A 13,910-nucleotide genomic window follows, 5' to 3' on the forward strand; every position below is an offset into this window, starting at 1 on the left:
CTAGATGCCGACCGCCGAGTCTTGCGGCACGGCCCATGCGCCGCGCCCCGACTGTGCGCTGTGCCCCTCGATCGGCAGGATGCGCTCGTGCACCGCGTCGATGATGTCGTCGGGCGTCACGAAGTACTCCCACTCGAGCTCTGCGGGCGGTGCGATCCAGTTGCGAGCGCCGAGCACCGTGACGGGAGCATCGAGGTCGTCGAAGGCCTCTGCGGTGACCGTCGATGCGACCGTGTGCAGCCACGATCCGCGGAGGTTGGCATCCGATGCGCACACGAGCCGCCCGGTCTTGCGCACCGACTCGAGCAGCAGGTCGTACTCGAACGGCACCATCGAGCGCGCGTCGATGACCTCGGCCTCGATGCCGTGCTCGTCGCTGAGCCGCTTGGCGGCATCGAGCGCCCGGTACAGCGTCGCACCGACGGTGAGTATCGTCAGGTCGCCGCCCTGCCGCACGATGTTCGGCAGGCCAAGCGGCGTGGGCACGGCGCCGGAGGGCACGCCGTCAGCGTGCACGATCTCGGTCTGGTCGTAGAGCCGCTGGCTCTCGAAGAACAGCACCGGGTCGTTGCCGCGGAGCGCCGCGATGAGCATGCCCTTCGCGTCGGCGGCGGTGGCGGGGAAGAGGATCTTCAGCCCGGGCACGGTCGCCGCCATCGACGACCAGTCCTGCGAATGCTGCGCGCCGTACTTGGCGCCCACCGAGATGCGCACGACCATCGGCAGCTGCGCAAGGCCTCCCGACATCGGCTGCCACTTGGCCATCTGGTTGAAGAGCTCGTCGCCGGCGCGGCCGATGAAGTCGGCGTACATCAGCTCGACCAGCGGCCGACCGCCCGAGAGCGCGAAGCCGACGCCCGTGCCGATGATCGCCGCCTCCGAGATGGGGCTGTTGAAGAGGCGATGGCGCGGCAGGAACTCGGTGAGCCCGCGATACACGCCGAACGAGCCGCCCCAGTCGCGGTTCTCCTCGCCCCACAGGGTGATGCGGTCATCCGCCGCCGTCGAGTGCACGATGGCCTCGAAGATCGCATCGCGGAAGGTGACGGCCTTCGCGCCGGTCAGCGCGGTGCCGTCGACGATGCCCGAGCGCGACTTCTTCGCGATCGTCTGCAGGTACGGCAGCTCGTCGAGCGGCACGCTCGTCTCGCCGGCGGGCGTCTCGTCGAGGTCGACGCTCGTGTCGTTGAAGGTGATGCCTGCCATCACCCGGGGATCGTCGCGCAGCTGCAGGCGAGGGGAAACCTCCGCGTCGATGGCGACCTCGAGCGCTGCGCGCACCGTCTGCTCGGCCCACGACTTCAGCTGCTGCTGACGCTCCCGGTCGACCACGCCCTCGTCAAGGAGACGGGAGAAGTAGCGATCGATGGGGTCGCCCTTCGACCACGCGTCGATCTCCTCCTTGCTGCGGTACGAGCTCGAGTCGCTCGGCGAGTGGCCTGAGAGCCGATAGGTCTGGCAGTCGATCAGCACTGGCCCCGTGCCGTCCTCGAGGTGGGTGCGCGCTGTGCGCATCGCATCGATGACGGCGAAGGGGTCGTTGCCGTCGACCGACTGCGCGTGCATGCGCTGCGGGTTGACACCGGCGCCGATGCGCGACAGGCGCTCGAACGCCATGGTCTCGCCGATGGGCTGGCCGCCCATGCCGTAGAAGTTGTTCACGACGAAGAAGACCACCGGCAAGCCGCCGCGGTGCGCCTCATCCATGAGCCCGGTGAGCTGCGCCATCGACGCGAAGTTGAACGACTCCCAGACGGGCCCGGTGCCCGTGGAGGCATCGCCGATGCTGGCCACGACGATCCCATCCTCGCGCCGCAGCCGGTTGTACAGCGCGGCGCCGGTCGCGAGCGGCGCCGAGCCGCCGACGATCGCGTTGTTCGGATAGATGCCGAGCGGCGGGAAGAAGGCGTGCATGCTGCCACCCAGGCCGCGGTTGAAGCCCGTGCTGCGCCCGAAGGTCTCGGCGGTCATGCCGTACATGAGGTAGTTGATGGCGAGCTGCTCGGCATCCTCGGAGTCGAGCCGTGCGCGCACGACGCTCCACGCGTCGCCACCCGACCAGGCCGAGAAGTCGGCCTCGAGCCGAGCCGAGTCGGCCTTCGCGATCGCCGAGAGCCCCTTGGCGACGACCTCGCCGTGGCTGCGGTGGCTGCCGAATACCTTGTCGCTCGCATCCAGCGTGAACGCCTGGCCCACCGCCTGCGCCTCCTGGCCGATCGAGAGGTGCGCGGGACCCAGGTGCGTGTAGTCGACGCCGAGGTAGCCGCCTTCGCGCTTGACGGCGTTGAGCATGAGCTCGAACTCGCGGACGAGCAGCATGTCTCGGCCGATGCGCTCGAGCGCTTCATCGCCGTAACGCTCGCGTTCGACGGCCAGCGGCGTCGCGTAGGCGTTCACCGGTATCGAGCCCAACTGGAGCTCGCCGGGCCGACGGATGTCGGCGGGATCGATCAGCAGTTCCTTGACCATTGGTGTCCTCGTTCCAGATCAGAAGGCGTCGAGCACGTCGATGTGCGCGATCGCGTCGGCCAGGTCGGCGAGCAGCGCTGCCGCAGAGCCCCCGTCGAGCGCTCGGTGGTCGAAGGTGAGCGAGAGCGGCAGCAGCGTGGGCCCATCGCCGCTACGGTGCGCGGCCCCGACGCCCAGGATGCAGCTCTGCGGCGTGTTGAGCACGGGCGTGAACCAGTGCACGCCGAGCCCGCCCAAGTTCGAGACGGTGAACGTGCCGCCCTCCATGTCAGCCGGTTGCAGCGCGCCAGAGCGCGCACTGCTGATCGCATCGCGCGCCTGGGAGGCGAGCGAGCCGATCGGCAGCAGGTGCGCATCGCGGATGACGGGCACCAAAAGGCCGTGCTCGGTATCGACGGCGAAGCCCAGGTCGACGCGGTCGAACTGCTGGATCCCGCCCCAGTCGAACCAGGAGTTCGCGGCCGGGTGCTTGGCGGCGACCCGTGCGACGACGTAGAGGAGCGCATCGTTCACGCCGATGCGAGGCTTCGCGTCGTCGGCCGCGGCGACGGCCCTGAGGCGGTCGACCCACTCGAGCATTCGATCCGCCTCTGCGTAGCGCGTGAGCGTCACCTGGGCCGAATCGGCCAGCGAGGCGTGCATGCGCTGCGCCGTCACCTTGCGGGCACCGCGGACGGGGACGACGCGCGCTGGCTCGAGCGCGGTGGTCGATCGGGCCTGGGATGTCTGCGGCGCCGAGGGCTCCTGCGCCGAAGAGTCCTGTGCTGAGGGCTGCTGCGCGGACTCGGTCGCGAGCCGCTCGACGTCTGCGGCGATGACTCGACCGAGCGGGCCGCTGCCGGATGCCTGCGCCACGTCGACACCGTGCTCGGCCGCGAGCCGTCGGGCTCTGGGCGAGGCCGAGACTCGGTGGGCCCCGGCGGACTCCGCGCGGTCGATCGGCTCCCTCGTCGTCGCGCCCTCGGCCTGGGGGGCGCCGCCCTCGGCGGACTCGCCGTCGGACGACTCGCTGGTCGCCACGACCTGGGCCTCCGGCTCGGGGGTCTCGGGCGCAGGCTCGGCCGGCTGCTCACCGCCCATGGTGGGCTCCTCCACCGTGTCGCGCTCGCCCTCTGCGCCGATCACGCCAACCACAGAGAACTCGGCCACCTCGTCGCCGGGCGCGGCGCGCTGCGCGAGCAGGATGCCCTCCGTCGGCGCTTCGACGTCGACGGTCGACTTCGCGGTCTCGATCGTGAGCAGGGTCGTGCCCGCATCCACGCGCTGCCCCACATCGACGAGCCACTCGACGAGGACGGCGTCCTCACCCGCGTTGCCCGTCGTCGGGATCCGCACCTCTGTCGCCATCTGCTTCTCCTCGCGTCGCCCGCTCTGCTTGCGCTCGTATGAGCGGCACTCGCACTGATGAGCGCCAACCAGAGCATACACTTGCGCCATCGGGCGGTACAGAGCGGAGGGCCCATGGCCGACAACGGCATGTCACTGCGTCGACAGGGCTCGCTCGTCGAAGCCGCCCGGGTCGCCCGGCGCTACTACCTCGACAACAAGCAGAAGAGCGAGATCGCCGACGAGCTCGGCCTCTCCCGCTTCAAGGTGGCGCGCCTGCTTGAGCTCGCGCGAAGCGAGGGCATCGTGCAGATCTCCATCCAGCTGCCAACGACCGACGACCTCGAGCTGGCCGATCGCCTCGCCGAGCGGCACGGGCTTCGACGGGCGGTCGTCGTGCGCGGCGACTATCCGGATCCGGAGTCGGTCGCCGCTGCCATCGGGCACGCGGCCGCCGAGTACCTCGCAGCAATACTCGGGCCGGAGGACGTGCTCGGCATGGCGTGGGGCGCGAGCCTGACGGCGATGGCGGATGCGTTCCGTGCGCAGGCGTCGGGGGCCGACGTCGTGCAGATCGTCGGCGGCGTGCGCTCGGTGGGCCACACCCTCAGCGGCGTCGAGATCGTCCGCAGGCTCGCGCTGCGCACCGGAGGGCACGCCTTCCCGCTGCACGCGCCGTTCGTCGTGGGCAACGCCGAGCTGGCGAGCGACCTGCGGCAGGAGGCGTCGCTCGCGGAGGCGACCGAGCGGTTCCAGCGGCTCACGATCGCCGTGTTCGGCGTCGGAGCGTGGGAGCCGCCGCAGTCATCGCTGTTCAACGACCTGCCGCACCACGATCGGGCCCGCCTGCGGGGCGCGGGCATCGTGGCCGACCTGTGCGGGATCCCGCTCGACGCCGACGGCGAGATCGCCGATCAAGAGCTGGCGCAGCGCGTCGTGGGCGTCACGATCGACGAGCTGCGGCGAGTGCCCGAGACGGTGGCGGTCGCTGGGGGCGAGCTCAAGGCAGAGGCGATCCGCGCATGCTTGCGCGCAGGCGTCATCTCCACCCTCGTGACCGACGCGGCCACGGCAGAGCAACTGCTCACATGAGCGCTTGATTGCATTCTGAGCGCTCTCCGTGCATGCTGTGCTCACGGCGAATCGCGCCGTCGACCATCGGCACCAATGGAGGTGACCCGTGTCCGTGCACCTCGGCATCGACCTGGGCACGTCGAGCGTGAAGTGCGTACTCCTCTCCTCCACCGGCGAGACGATCGCCTCGTCACAGGTCGCCTACGCCGTCGAGCGAGCCCACCCGGGCTGGGCCGAACAGGATCCCGAGGAGTGGTGGTCCGCGACGGTGCAAGCGCTGCGAGCCGCACTGCGCCAGCAGCCGAGCGTCGCGCCGCGAAGCATCGGCCTGAGCGGCCAGATGCACGGCGTGGTGCTGCTCGATCTCGGTGGGCGCCCCGTGCGGCCCGCGATCATCTGGCCGGACGCGCGCAGCGGTCGCGAGGCCGAGGCATGGCGCGCCGCCGTCGGCGAGCGCTTCGTGACCTCGACCTGCGGGATGCCGATCGCCACCGGCCTCGCAGGGGTGAGCCTGAGCTGGCTCGCGAACGACGAGCCTGACGCGCTCGCCCGCACCGCCAGCATCCTCCAGCCGAAGGATTGGATTCGCTTCTGCCTGACGGGTGAGCTCGCGCTCGAACCCACCGATGCGTGCGCCTCGCTGCTGTTCTCGGTGATCGATGAGCAGCCGGTGCCCGAGCTGCTGCGCCTCGCCGGGGTCCAAGAGCAGCAGTTGCCGCCGCTCGTGCCCTCCCTGTCGATCGCGGGATTCGTCACCGCCGCCGCCGCGGCCGAGACCGGGCTCCCGACCGGCGTGCCCGTGGCTGCCGGCGGAGGCGACCAGGCGATGGCGGCACTCGCACTCGGACTCGAGGGCCCCGATCGCGCAGCGATCGCGATCAGCTCGAGCGGCACGGCGATCGTGCCCATCGCGACCGGCACGCGATCCGTCGAGCAGCAGAGCCACTCCCACCACGTGATCGCCGCCGCACAACCTGGGGCTCGCATGGCCATGGGCGTCGTACTGGCGGCCGGCCTCGCCACCCGCTGGCTGGCCGACGAGCTGCTGCTCGGGGCCACCACCGAGGCGCAGCTGCTCGAGGCCGCCGACGCCATGCTCCCCGGCGCAGCCGGCCTGAGCGCCAACCCGCACCTCGGCGGGACGCGCACACCAGTGGTCGACAGCAGCGCCCGCGGCGCCTTCGTCGGCCTCGGCTTCCCGCACACCCCCGCCCATCTGATGCGCGCCATCGTCGACGGCGTCGCCATCTCGCTCACCGACTCGGTGCGATCGATCCAGGATGCTCGCCGGCCCGTGCGCGAGATCGTGTTGTCGGGTGGCGGAGCGCGCTTCACGACCTGGCACCGCGCCATCGCCGACGCCTCGGGCCTGCCCGTCGTGCACTCCTCGGATCTCGACCACTCACCGATCGGTGCAGCGCTCGCGGGCGCCCTCGCTGCGGGCGACGACGTGGCGTTCGACGGTGAGGCCCGCATCTCGGGACGAGTGGAGCCAGACCCCGTCCGCGCGGCAGCGTTCCGCGCAGCTCGCGAGCGCGCGGTCGAGCGCGGCCTGCTGAGCGCAGCGGCCACACCCCCCACCACGATCGCGGAGGCGATGCCCACATGACCGCAGCCGATTCCACCACCAGCACCGCCGTGCTCCGCGTGCGCGGCGTCACGAAGCACTACGGCCACGTGCAGGCGCTGCGAGGTGTCGACATGGAGGTGCGCGCCGGCGAGGTCGTCGGGCTCGTCGGCGACAACGGTGCGGGGAAGTCTACGCTCGTCGGCGTGCTGTCGGGCGCGATCGCCCCCACGGAGGGCACGGTCGAGTTCGAGGGGACGCCGGTCGCGCTGGCGAGCCCCTCGCATGCTCGTGATCTCGGCATCGAGACCGTGTACCAGGATCTCGCGCTCGCGCTCGAGCTGCCCATCTGGGCGAACCTGCACCTGGGCAGGGAGCAGCGGCGCGGCGGTCTGCTCGGCGCACTGGGCTTTCTCGACAAGCGGGCCATGATCGCCAGCGCGGAGGAGGAGCTGCGAACCACGCGCATTCGCATCGGCACGGTCGACGCGCGCACGAGCGCGCTCTCCGGCGGGCAGCGGCAGGCGATCGCAGTCGCCCGCGCGACTGCGCGCGGCTCGAAGCTCGTGCTCATGGACGAGCCGACCGCCGCGCTCGGCGTCGAGCAGCAACACCGCGTGGGTGAGCTCGTGCGCACCGTCGCCGAGCGTGACGTTCCCGTGGTGCTCATCAGCCACAACCTGCCGCAGGTGCGCGAGCTCTGCGATCGCGTGCTCGTGATGTACCGCGGGCGCATCGTCGCCGACCTCGACCCGAAGGTGGAGAGCATCGAGTCGATGATCCGCTGGATCACGGGAGCAGCGCTGGAGGACGAGCGATGAACGCCAGGCGGATGCGGCTCGGACGACGAGAGCCGGTCGAGACCACGATGCTCAGCACCTTCGACGATGGCGACCCCGACCTCGCGCGCGGTCCGCGGACACCGCTCCAGCGGTTCGGTGGATTTCTGGGCAGGGGGGACGGCGATGTCGCCCGAGTGCTCGTGCTACTGCTGATCGTCGTCATCGTCGGGCTCGTCGCACCGAACTTCATCTCCAAGGCCAGCTGGCTCGCGCTCTCGCAGACGGCGACCGTCGTTGCGCTCCTCGCGATCGGGCAGACCTTCGTGATCATCACGGGCGGCATCGACCTATCGGTGGGCGCCGTCATGGCGTGCTCTGCGGTGATCGGCGCGGTCGTCATGCGCGAGACCTCCGCAAGCGGTGCAGATCCGAGTGTCGCGATCCTGCTCGGCCTCGCCACCACGCTCGGCGTCGGCGTCCTGGCGGGCTTCATCAACGGGCTCGTCATCACCAAGCTGCGCATCACGCCCTTCATCGTCACGCTCGGCATGCTCAGCGTCGCGACGGGCACGATGAACCTGATCTCGGGAGGAGCCGAGATCGTCGGCCTGCCGCCCCAGCTCGGCGCGATCGGCAACACCCCGCTCGGCGGCTGGTTCACCCTCCCGGTGATCGTCACCATCGTGATCGCCGTGATCGCCGCCATCGCCCTCGGGCAGACCCGTTTCGGGCTCCGCACCTTCGCGATCGGCAGCAACCAGGGCGCCGCTCGGCGCGTGGGCATCGGCGTGGACTGGCACATCATCCGTGTGTACGTGCTCGCGGGCTCCCTCGCTGCCGTCGCCGGCTTCCTGCTCACGTCTCGATTCGTCAGCGCCAGCACGATGGCGGGCACCGGCATGGAGCTCTCCTCCATCGCGGCCGCCGTGATCGGCGGCGCGAGCCTCATGGGCGGCAGGGGGTCCGTCCTCGGCACGATGGTCGGCGCACTCATCATGTCGACCCTGCAGATCGGGCTCATCATCGCGGGGATCGCCTCGTTCTGGCAGACGATCGCGATCGGCATCATCACCGTCCTCGCGGTCTACGGGGATCAGATCCGAATCCGGTACTCAGGCGAGCGGTCGTAGACCGCGCTCACAGCTGCGGAGCGACGGCGCTCCGAAGGAAGGGAACAACCATGCTGAAGAAGCATCAAGCAAGAACATCCATCGGCCTCGCGGCCTCGGCGCTCGTGCTGCTCGCAACCGTGGCCTGTTCGGGGACGGCGGATCCAGCGCCCGGTGCGAGCGGCGACACCCCCGCGCCCGACGCCAGCGGCGATGGCGCCGCGCCTGGCCCCGGTGAGGACTACACCATCGCCCTCGTGCCCGGCATGACGACGCATCCGGCATACCAGACGATGTACTGCGGCGCGCTGCAGGCCGCGGAGGAGCTCGGCGTCACCGTCGACTTCCAGGGCGCGAACGCATGGGATCCGGCGCAGCAGCTGCCGGTCGTGCAATCGCTGCTCGCGACGTCGCCCGATGCGCTCCTCCTGGTGCCATCGGATTCGTCGGCGCTGCGCCCTGCGGTCGATCAGTTCCTCGCAGCGGACATCCCGGTCATCACGGTCGACACCGGGCTCGAGGACACGAGCGGCCTCAGCGCCGAGATCATGTCGGACAACGAGCAGGGCGGCGGCGCAGCTGCCGAGGCGCTCGGCGAGGCCATCGGCGGCGAGGGCACAGTGGCGATCATCTCCGGCGTGCCGGGCGCGACGACGGACATCGCGCGCGTCGACGGCTTCACGCAGGTGATGGAGGAGCAGTTCCCGAACGTCACGCTGCTCGAGCCGGAGTACTCGCGCTCCGTGGTCGCGACTGCTGAGAGCCAGGTGCAGTCGCTCATGCTCGCCCATGGTGATCTCGCCGGCGTGTTCGGCGTGAACGGCAACTCGGCGACCGGTGCCGCGAACGCGGTCGCCAACGCTGGGGCCGAGATCGTTGTGGCCGGCTATGACGCGGAGCCCGGCACTGTGGAGCAGCTGCGCTCGGGCAACATCAACATTCTGGTGGTGCAGGACTTCATCCAGGAGGGTCAGCTCGCCGTGGAGTACGCCTACGCCGCGCTGACGGGCGACGAAGGGTCGATCGAGACGCCTCGCGTGCTCGAGAACATCATCGCCACAACGGAAAATGCCGACGACCCGGAGATCTCGCAGTACTTCTACATCTCGGAGTGCCAGGTCTGACGATCTGCTCGGCGGAGACGGGAGGTGCGGTGCACACTTCCTCCCGTCTCCGTCACGGGCGCCGTAGTCGGGTCACTGCGCGCGGTCCCTCGTGCAGAGATACCACCCGTGACGGCAGCTGAGGCCTGACCGACACGCACTCGATCGAGAACCAGACGTCGCCCGGCTCCTGGCCGCTCTCGGCGGCGACCGCAGGCAGCGGCGCGGCCACCGGCTCGAAGGACTCGAGTTCGGCGGCGGGTGGCGACGGCGATGTCGTGCTGGGATGCAGACGTGCTTCGAAGCTCCTCGTCCCGTCTACAAGCAGCCACCACTCTCGTACTCTCCGTGCTTGCGGCCAGCGCGCTCCCTGGTCATCCATCCGCGCCTCTGTGAGACTCACTCGTGCGACGATGCCCTTCAGGCACGTCGCCCACGCGGCGCACACGCGCCGCCGACGAGAGGATCACCATGACCGTGAAGCTCGAAGACGCCCGCCGCATCATCGCCGCCGCAGAGGCGAAGGCCGACGAGATCGGCCAGCCCATGAACATCGCCGTCGTGGATGCCGGCGGCAACCTGGTCGCGCACGTGCGGCAGGACGGCGCCTGGATCGGCAGCGTCGACATCTCGATCAGCAAGGCGTGGACCTCGCGCGCCTTCGACATCTCGACGAAGGACCTCGGCGACAACGCGCAGCCCGAGCAGCAGTTCTTCGGCATCCACACCACCAACGGCGGCAAGGTCGCGATCTTCGCCGGCGGCATCCCGCTCTCGCGCGACGGCGCGGTCGTCGGCGCGATCGGCGTCAGCGGAGGCGGCGGCGACCAGGACCACGCCGTCGCCGAGGCGGGCGCCGCAGCCTTCTGAGCCTCGCGGGGGCGCTCAGCCGTGCAGGAGCGCCCCCGCCAGCGCGTCGTCGACGACGATCGTGTCGACGAAGCCCCCCGCGATCGCTGCCCGCGCGATCCCAGCCTTCGCCGCGCCGGCGCCGATGCCGATCGAGCGCTCGCGCTCTCGCATCCCGGCCAGGTCGACGCCCATCGTGCGCGCGTCGAGCCGGGTGTCGACGATCGCGCCGTCCGGCCCGATGAAGCGCGAGATCACATCCCCCACGGCGCCCCGCGCTGCGAGCGCATCGATCTCGGCGGGCGCCAGGTAGCCGGAGGAGACGAGCACCGACTCCTGCGTGAGCCTGCCGAAGGAGAAGATCGCGACGGGCGCGCTCTCGGCTCCCTGCAGGGCAGCGCGCACGGTGCGATCGGTCTCGAGCGCCGCCCGCACCGCCGCGCTGTCCACGATCGCAGGCACCTGCAGCACGTAGGCGGTGCCGTGACCGCGCTGCGCGAAGCGCGCCATGATCTCGCCGGCGCTGTTCGCGTACCCGCTCACCGGCAGCGCTCCGTTCAGCTGGAAGACCCGCACGTCGCGCGCCCAGCCGTCCGCGAGCGCCTCGCTGACGGCGTGCATGGTCATGCCCCACCCGACCGCGATCGAGCCGCCGGTCAGCTCCAGCGACGCCAGGTGCGATGCGGCTGCCGCGGCGACCGCGAAGGTGCTGAGCTCCTCCTCGTCGCCGCCGTCGGCAGCCGACTCGACCACGACCGCCTCGCGCAGCCCGAGCTGCTGCTCGAGCGCCAGCTCGGTGGCCGTCGACCTGCTCAGGGGGTGCCGGATGTCGATGCTCACGATGCCTCGCCGCTCAGCGGCCGCGAGCAGCCGGCCCACCTTGACCCGGCTGATGCCGAGCTTCTCGGCGACCTGCGCCTGCGTGCGATCCGAGCGGTAGTAGAGGTAGGCGGCGCGCAGCGTCAATCGATCGTCCATGATCCCGTCCGTGCTCAGCGGCGCTCGCGCCGATGCGTCTGCGGTGAGCGCTCAGGCAGGTGCCCCGCGGCGGCGGAGGCGGTCGATGAGCACGGCCGCCAGGATCACGACGCCCATGATGATGTCCTGGTAGAAGGACGCGACGTTCATGAGGGTCATGCCGTTCGAGAGCACCGCGATGAACAGGGCGCCGATCAGGGTGCCGACGAGCGATCCCCTGCCGCCCATGAGCGACGTGCCGCCGAGCACGATGGCGGCGATGGCGTCGAGCTCGTAGCCGGTGCCGAGGTCGGGCACCGCGCTCTCGAGCCGCGCGCCGATGATGAGGCCGGCGATGCCGGCGCAGAGGCCGGAGATGACGTAGGTCGTCATGATCACCCGGCGCACGGGGATGCCGCTCAGCCTCGCCGCCTCGGCGTTGCCTCCGATGGCATAGAGCTGCGTGCCGAACACCGTGCGGTTCAGCAGGAACCAGCCGGCGATGTAGACGATGGCCATCAGGATGACGGCGAAGGGGATGCCGAGCACGCTGCCCTGGCCGATCCAGGAGAAGCCGACCTCCTCGGGGACGACCGTGGTGCCATCCGTGCCGACGTAGACGACGCCGCGCAGGTAGGTGAGCGCCGCGAGGGTCACGATGAACGCCGGGAGCGCGAAGCGTGCCACGAAGACGCCGTTGATCATGCCGATCACCGCGCCGGCGGCGAGCGCGAGCACGATCGACACGATGGCGGGCAGGCCCGCGTTCGCCGTCACGATCGCGACCATGGCGGTGACGCCGAGCGCCGATCCGACCGAGAGGTCGATGCCGGCGGTGAGGATCACGAAGGTGCCGCCCGCCGCGAGGATCGCGATGGCGGAGACCTGCCGCGTGACCTCGATGAGGTTGCCCGGCGTCCAGAAGTAAGGCGCGATGAAGGCCATGAGCGCGATGAGCACGACGAGGGCGACGCCCACGCCCAGCTGGTCGCTGCGCACGAGCGAGCGCACGAAGGTCGGGTGCTGGCTCGGTGCGCGCTCGGTGTCGGGGGCGGGGGCCGTGGTGGTCATGAGGATGCTCCTGTCGCGGTGTCGCGCGCGGTCGCGGCGGGGTTCGCAGTGGCAGTGGACGGGGATGCGGTGCGCGGCATCGAGCCGGTCAGGGCCGACTCGTCGCCGAGGCCGAAGGCGTGCGCCATGACGAGCTCCTCCTCGAGCCCCTCGTTCGGCAGGTCGATGACGAGCTGGCCCTCGCGCATGACGACGATGCGGTCCGCGAGGCCGAGCAGCTCCGGCAGCTCGGAGGAGATGACGACGATCGCCACGCCTCGTGCGGCGCACTCGTCGATGATGCGGTAGATGTCGGCCTTCGCGCCGACGTCGACGCCTCGGGTCGGCTCGTCGAGCACCAGCACGGCCGGGTCGGTCGCGAGCCACTTCGCGAGCAGCACCTTCTGCTGGTTGCCGCCCGAGAGCTCGCGCACCTGCAGCTGCTCGGCGCCGCGGATGCCGAGGGACGAGCGCGCGTGCGCCGCGGCCGCGGAGACCTTGCGTCGGCGCATCACCCCGCCCCTCGAGACTCGGCGGAGGCTGGAGAGCACCACGTTGTCGGCGATGCTGCGCCCGAGCACGAGGCCCTGCTCCTTGCGGCTCTCGGGCACGAGAGCGATGCCGCTGCGCATGGCGGCGCTCGGCGATGTCGCGCGGGCGTCCTCGCCGTGGACCAGCACCGTGCCGGTCGCTGCCTTGTCGGCGCCGAACAGCAGGCGGGCGAACTCGGAGCGGCCGGAGCCGACGAGCCCGGCGATGCCGACCACCTCGCCCGCTCGCGCGATGAGGTCGATGGGGCCGATCCCGGCGCCGTCCCCGAGCCCCTGCACCTCGAGCACCACATCGCCGGGCGCGCCGCGCTCGTCGCTGAAGAGGCTCTCGATCGAGCGGCCGACCATGCGCGTGACGATCGCGTCGGGCGTCGCCTCCGCCGCATCCAGGGTCTCGACCAGCTTGCCGTCGCGCAGCACGGTGACGGTGTCGGCCAGCTCGGCGATCTCCTCCATGCGGTGCGTGATGTAGACGATGGCGATGCCGTCGGCGCGCAGCTCCTTGATGATCCTGAAGAGGTTGGCGGTCTCGCGCTGCGAGAGGGATGCCGTGGGCTCGTCGAAGACGATCACCTTGGGCTGCATCGAGAGCGCGCGGGCGATCTCGACGAGCTGCTGCTGCCCGGTGCTCAGGTGCTCGACCCGCTCGAGCTCCGAGAACGACGCCTTCACCCGGTCGAGGTGCTCGCGAGCGCGCAGCCTCGTGGTGCGGCGGTCGAGCAGGCGCAGCGCCGTGCGGTGCTCGCGCCCGAGCGCGAGGTTGTCGGCGACCGAGAGGTTCGGCGCCATCAGCAGCTCCTGGTGCACGAGGGCGATCCCGGCCTCCTGCGCGTCGCGCACGGAGTGCTCCACGTGCTCTCCCTCGAGCTCGATCGTGCCGGCGTCGGCGGCGTGGATGCCGGCGAGCACCTTCATCAGGGTCGACTTGCCGGCCCCGTTCTCGCCGGCCAGGACGTGCACCTGGCCGGCGAGCAGGTCGAGGTCGACGCCGTCGACCACCGTGGTGCCTGCGAAGCTCTTGACGATGCCCCGCATGCGCACGACGGGGCGAGGGTCGGCCTCGGGGCTCATGC

At 70.7% G+C, this 13,910-nt stretch carries 11 protein-coding genes; 6 read left to right on the forward strand and 5 right to left on the reverse strand.

Annotated features, from left to right (window positions below; genetic code table 11):
* Together AA0Z99_RS10840 and AA0Z99_RS10845 are read right to left on the reverse strand one after the other, a co-directional pair.
* Positions 1-2,469, reverse strand: coding sequence for a thiamine pyrophosphate-dependent enzyme (locus tag AA0Z99_RS10840; protein ID WP_413317237.1), 2,469 nt, complete (start codon positions 2,467-2,469; stop codon positions 1-3).
* 18 nt (positions 2,470-2,487) lie between these two features.
* Complete coding sequence (locus tag AA0Z99_RS10845; RefSeq protein WP_413317239.1) at positions 2,488-3,816, reverse strand: dihydrolipoamide acetyltransferase family protein; 1,329 nt, start codon at positions 3,814-3,816, stop codon at positions 2,488-2,490.
* A gap of 114 nt (positions 3,817-3,930) precedes the next feature.
* Between AA0Z99_RS10845 and AA0Z99_RS10850 the strand changes: the two genes are divergently transcribed.
* The 6 genes from AA0Z99_RS10850 to AA0Z99_RS10875 all read left to right on the forward strand — a co-directional run bounded on the left by AA0Z99_RS10850 (position 3,931) and on the right by AA0Z99_RS10875 (position 10,300).
* Entirely contained in the window at positions 3,931-4,887 is a 957-nt protein-coding gene (locus tag AA0Z99_RS10850) for a sugar-binding transcriptional regulator (protein ID WP_413317241.1), read from the forward strand.
* Positions 4,888-4,975: 88 nt separating this feature from the next.
* Positions 4,976-6,478, forward strand: a complete 1,503-nt coding sequence (locus AA0Z99_RS10855) for a xylulokinase (RefSeq protein ID WP_413317243.1) — start codon at positions 4,976-4,978, stop codon at positions 6,476-6,478.
* Positions 6,475-7,257, forward strand: coding sequence for an ATP-binding cassette domain-containing protein (locus tag AA0Z99_RS10860; protein ID WP_413317245.1), 783 nt, complete (start codon positions 6,475-6,477; stop codon positions 7,255-7,257). The genes AA0Z99_RS10855 and AA0Z99_RS10860 overlap by 4 nt, the downstream gene beginning before the upstream one ends.
* On the forward strand, positions 7,254-8,348 hold the full coding sequence (locus tag AA0Z99_RS10865) for an ABC transporter permease (RefSeq protein WP_413317247.1): 1,095 nt from the start codon (positions 7,254-7,256) through the stop codon (positions 8,346-8,348). The genes AA0Z99_RS10860 and AA0Z99_RS10865 overlap by 4 nt, the downstream gene beginning before the upstream one ends.
* 50 nt (positions 8,349-8,398) lie before the next feature.
* Entirely contained in the window at positions 8,399-9,451 is a 1,053-nt protein-coding gene (locus AA0Z99_RS10870; RefSeq protein ID WP_413317249.1) for an ABC transporter substrate-binding protein, read from the forward strand.
* Positions 9,452-9,901: 450 nt separating this feature from the next.
* The gene (locus AA0Z99_RS10875; RefSeq protein WP_072314886.1) at positions 9,902-10,300 is read left to right on the forward strand and encodes a GlcG/HbpS family heme-binding protein; all 399 of its coding nucleotides are present in this window, start codon (positions 9,902-9,904) and stop codon (positions 10,298-10,300) included.
* A gap of 15 nt (positions 10,301-10,315) precedes the next feature.
* On the opposite strand, the gene AA0Z99_RS10880 is transcribed toward AA0Z99_RS10875, so the two are convergent.
* The 3 genes from AA0Z99_RS10880 to AA0Z99_RS10890 are packed head-to-tail and all read right to left on the reverse strand — an operon-like array spanning position 10,316 to position 13,908.
* Positions 10,316-11,257: a sugar-binding transcriptional regulator gene (locus AA0Z99_RS10880; RefSeq protein ID WP_413317251.1), complete on the reverse strand. Its 942-nt coding sequence runs from the start codon at positions 11,255-11,257 to the stop codon at positions 10,316-10,318.
* A gap of 51 nt (positions 11,258-11,308) precedes the next feature.
* Positions 11,309-12,307: an ABC transporter permease subunit gene (locus tag AA0Z99_RS10885; protein WP_413317253.1), complete on the reverse strand. Its 999-nt coding sequence runs from the start codon at positions 12,305-12,307 to the stop codon at positions 11,309-11,311.
* The gene (locus AA0Z99_RS10890) at positions 12,304-13,908 is read right to left on the reverse strand and encodes a sugar ABC transporter ATP-binding protein (protein ID WP_413317255.1); all 1,605 of its coding nucleotides are present in this window, start codon (positions 13,906-13,908) and stop codon (positions 12,304-12,306) included. The genes AA0Z99_RS10885 and AA0Z99_RS10890 overlap by 4 nt, the downstream gene beginning before the upstream one ends.
* Positions 13,909-13,910: the final 2 nt, after the last annotated feature.

Origin of the sequence: Agrococcus phoenicis (assembly GCF_047302415.1) — a bacterium.
GTDB lineage: Bacteria > Actinomycetota > Actinomycetes > Actinomycetales > Microbacteriaceae > Agrococcus.

Coding starts and splice junctions, on each gene's coding strand:
- AA0Z99_RS10840 (WP_413317237.1), bottom strand. CDS start 2,469: ATGGTCAAGGAACTGCTGATCGATCCCGCCGACATCCGTCGGCCCGGC.
- AA0Z99_RS10845 (WP_413317239.1), bottom strand. CDS start 3,816: ATGGCGACAGAGGTGCGGATCCCGACGACGGGCAACGCGGGTGAGGAC.
- AA0Z99_RS10850 (WP_413317241.1), top strand. CDS start 3,931: ATGGCCGACAACGGCATGTCACTGCGTCGACAGGGCTCGCTCGTCGAA.
- AA0Z99_RS10860 (WP_413317245.1), top strand. CDS start 6,475: ATGACCGCAGCCGATTCCACCACCAGCACCGCCGTGCTCCGCGTGCGC.
- AA0Z99_RS10865 (WP_413317247.1), top strand. CDS start 7,254: ATGAACGCCAGGCGGATGCGGCTCGGACGACGAGAGCCGGTCGAGACC.
- AA0Z99_RS10870 (WP_413317249.1), top strand. CDS start 8,399: ATGCTGAAGAAGCATCAAGCAAGAACATCCATCGGCCTCGCGGCCTCG.
- AA0Z99_RS10875 (WP_072314886.1), top strand. CDS start 9,902: ATGACCGTGAAGCTCGAAGACGCCCGCCGCATCATCGCCGCCGCAGAG.
- AA0Z99_RS10880 (WP_413317251.1), bottom strand. CDS start 11,257: ATGGACGATCGATTGACGCTGCGCGCCGCCTACCTCTACTACCGCTCG.
- AA0Z99_RS10885 (WP_413317253.1), bottom strand. CDS start 12,307: ATGACCACCACGGCCCCCGCCCCCGACACCGAGCGCGCACCGAGCCAG.
- AA0Z99_RS10890 (WP_413317255.1), bottom strand. CDS start 13,908: ATGAGCCCCGAGGCCGACCCTCGCCCCGTCGTGCGCATGCGGGGCATC.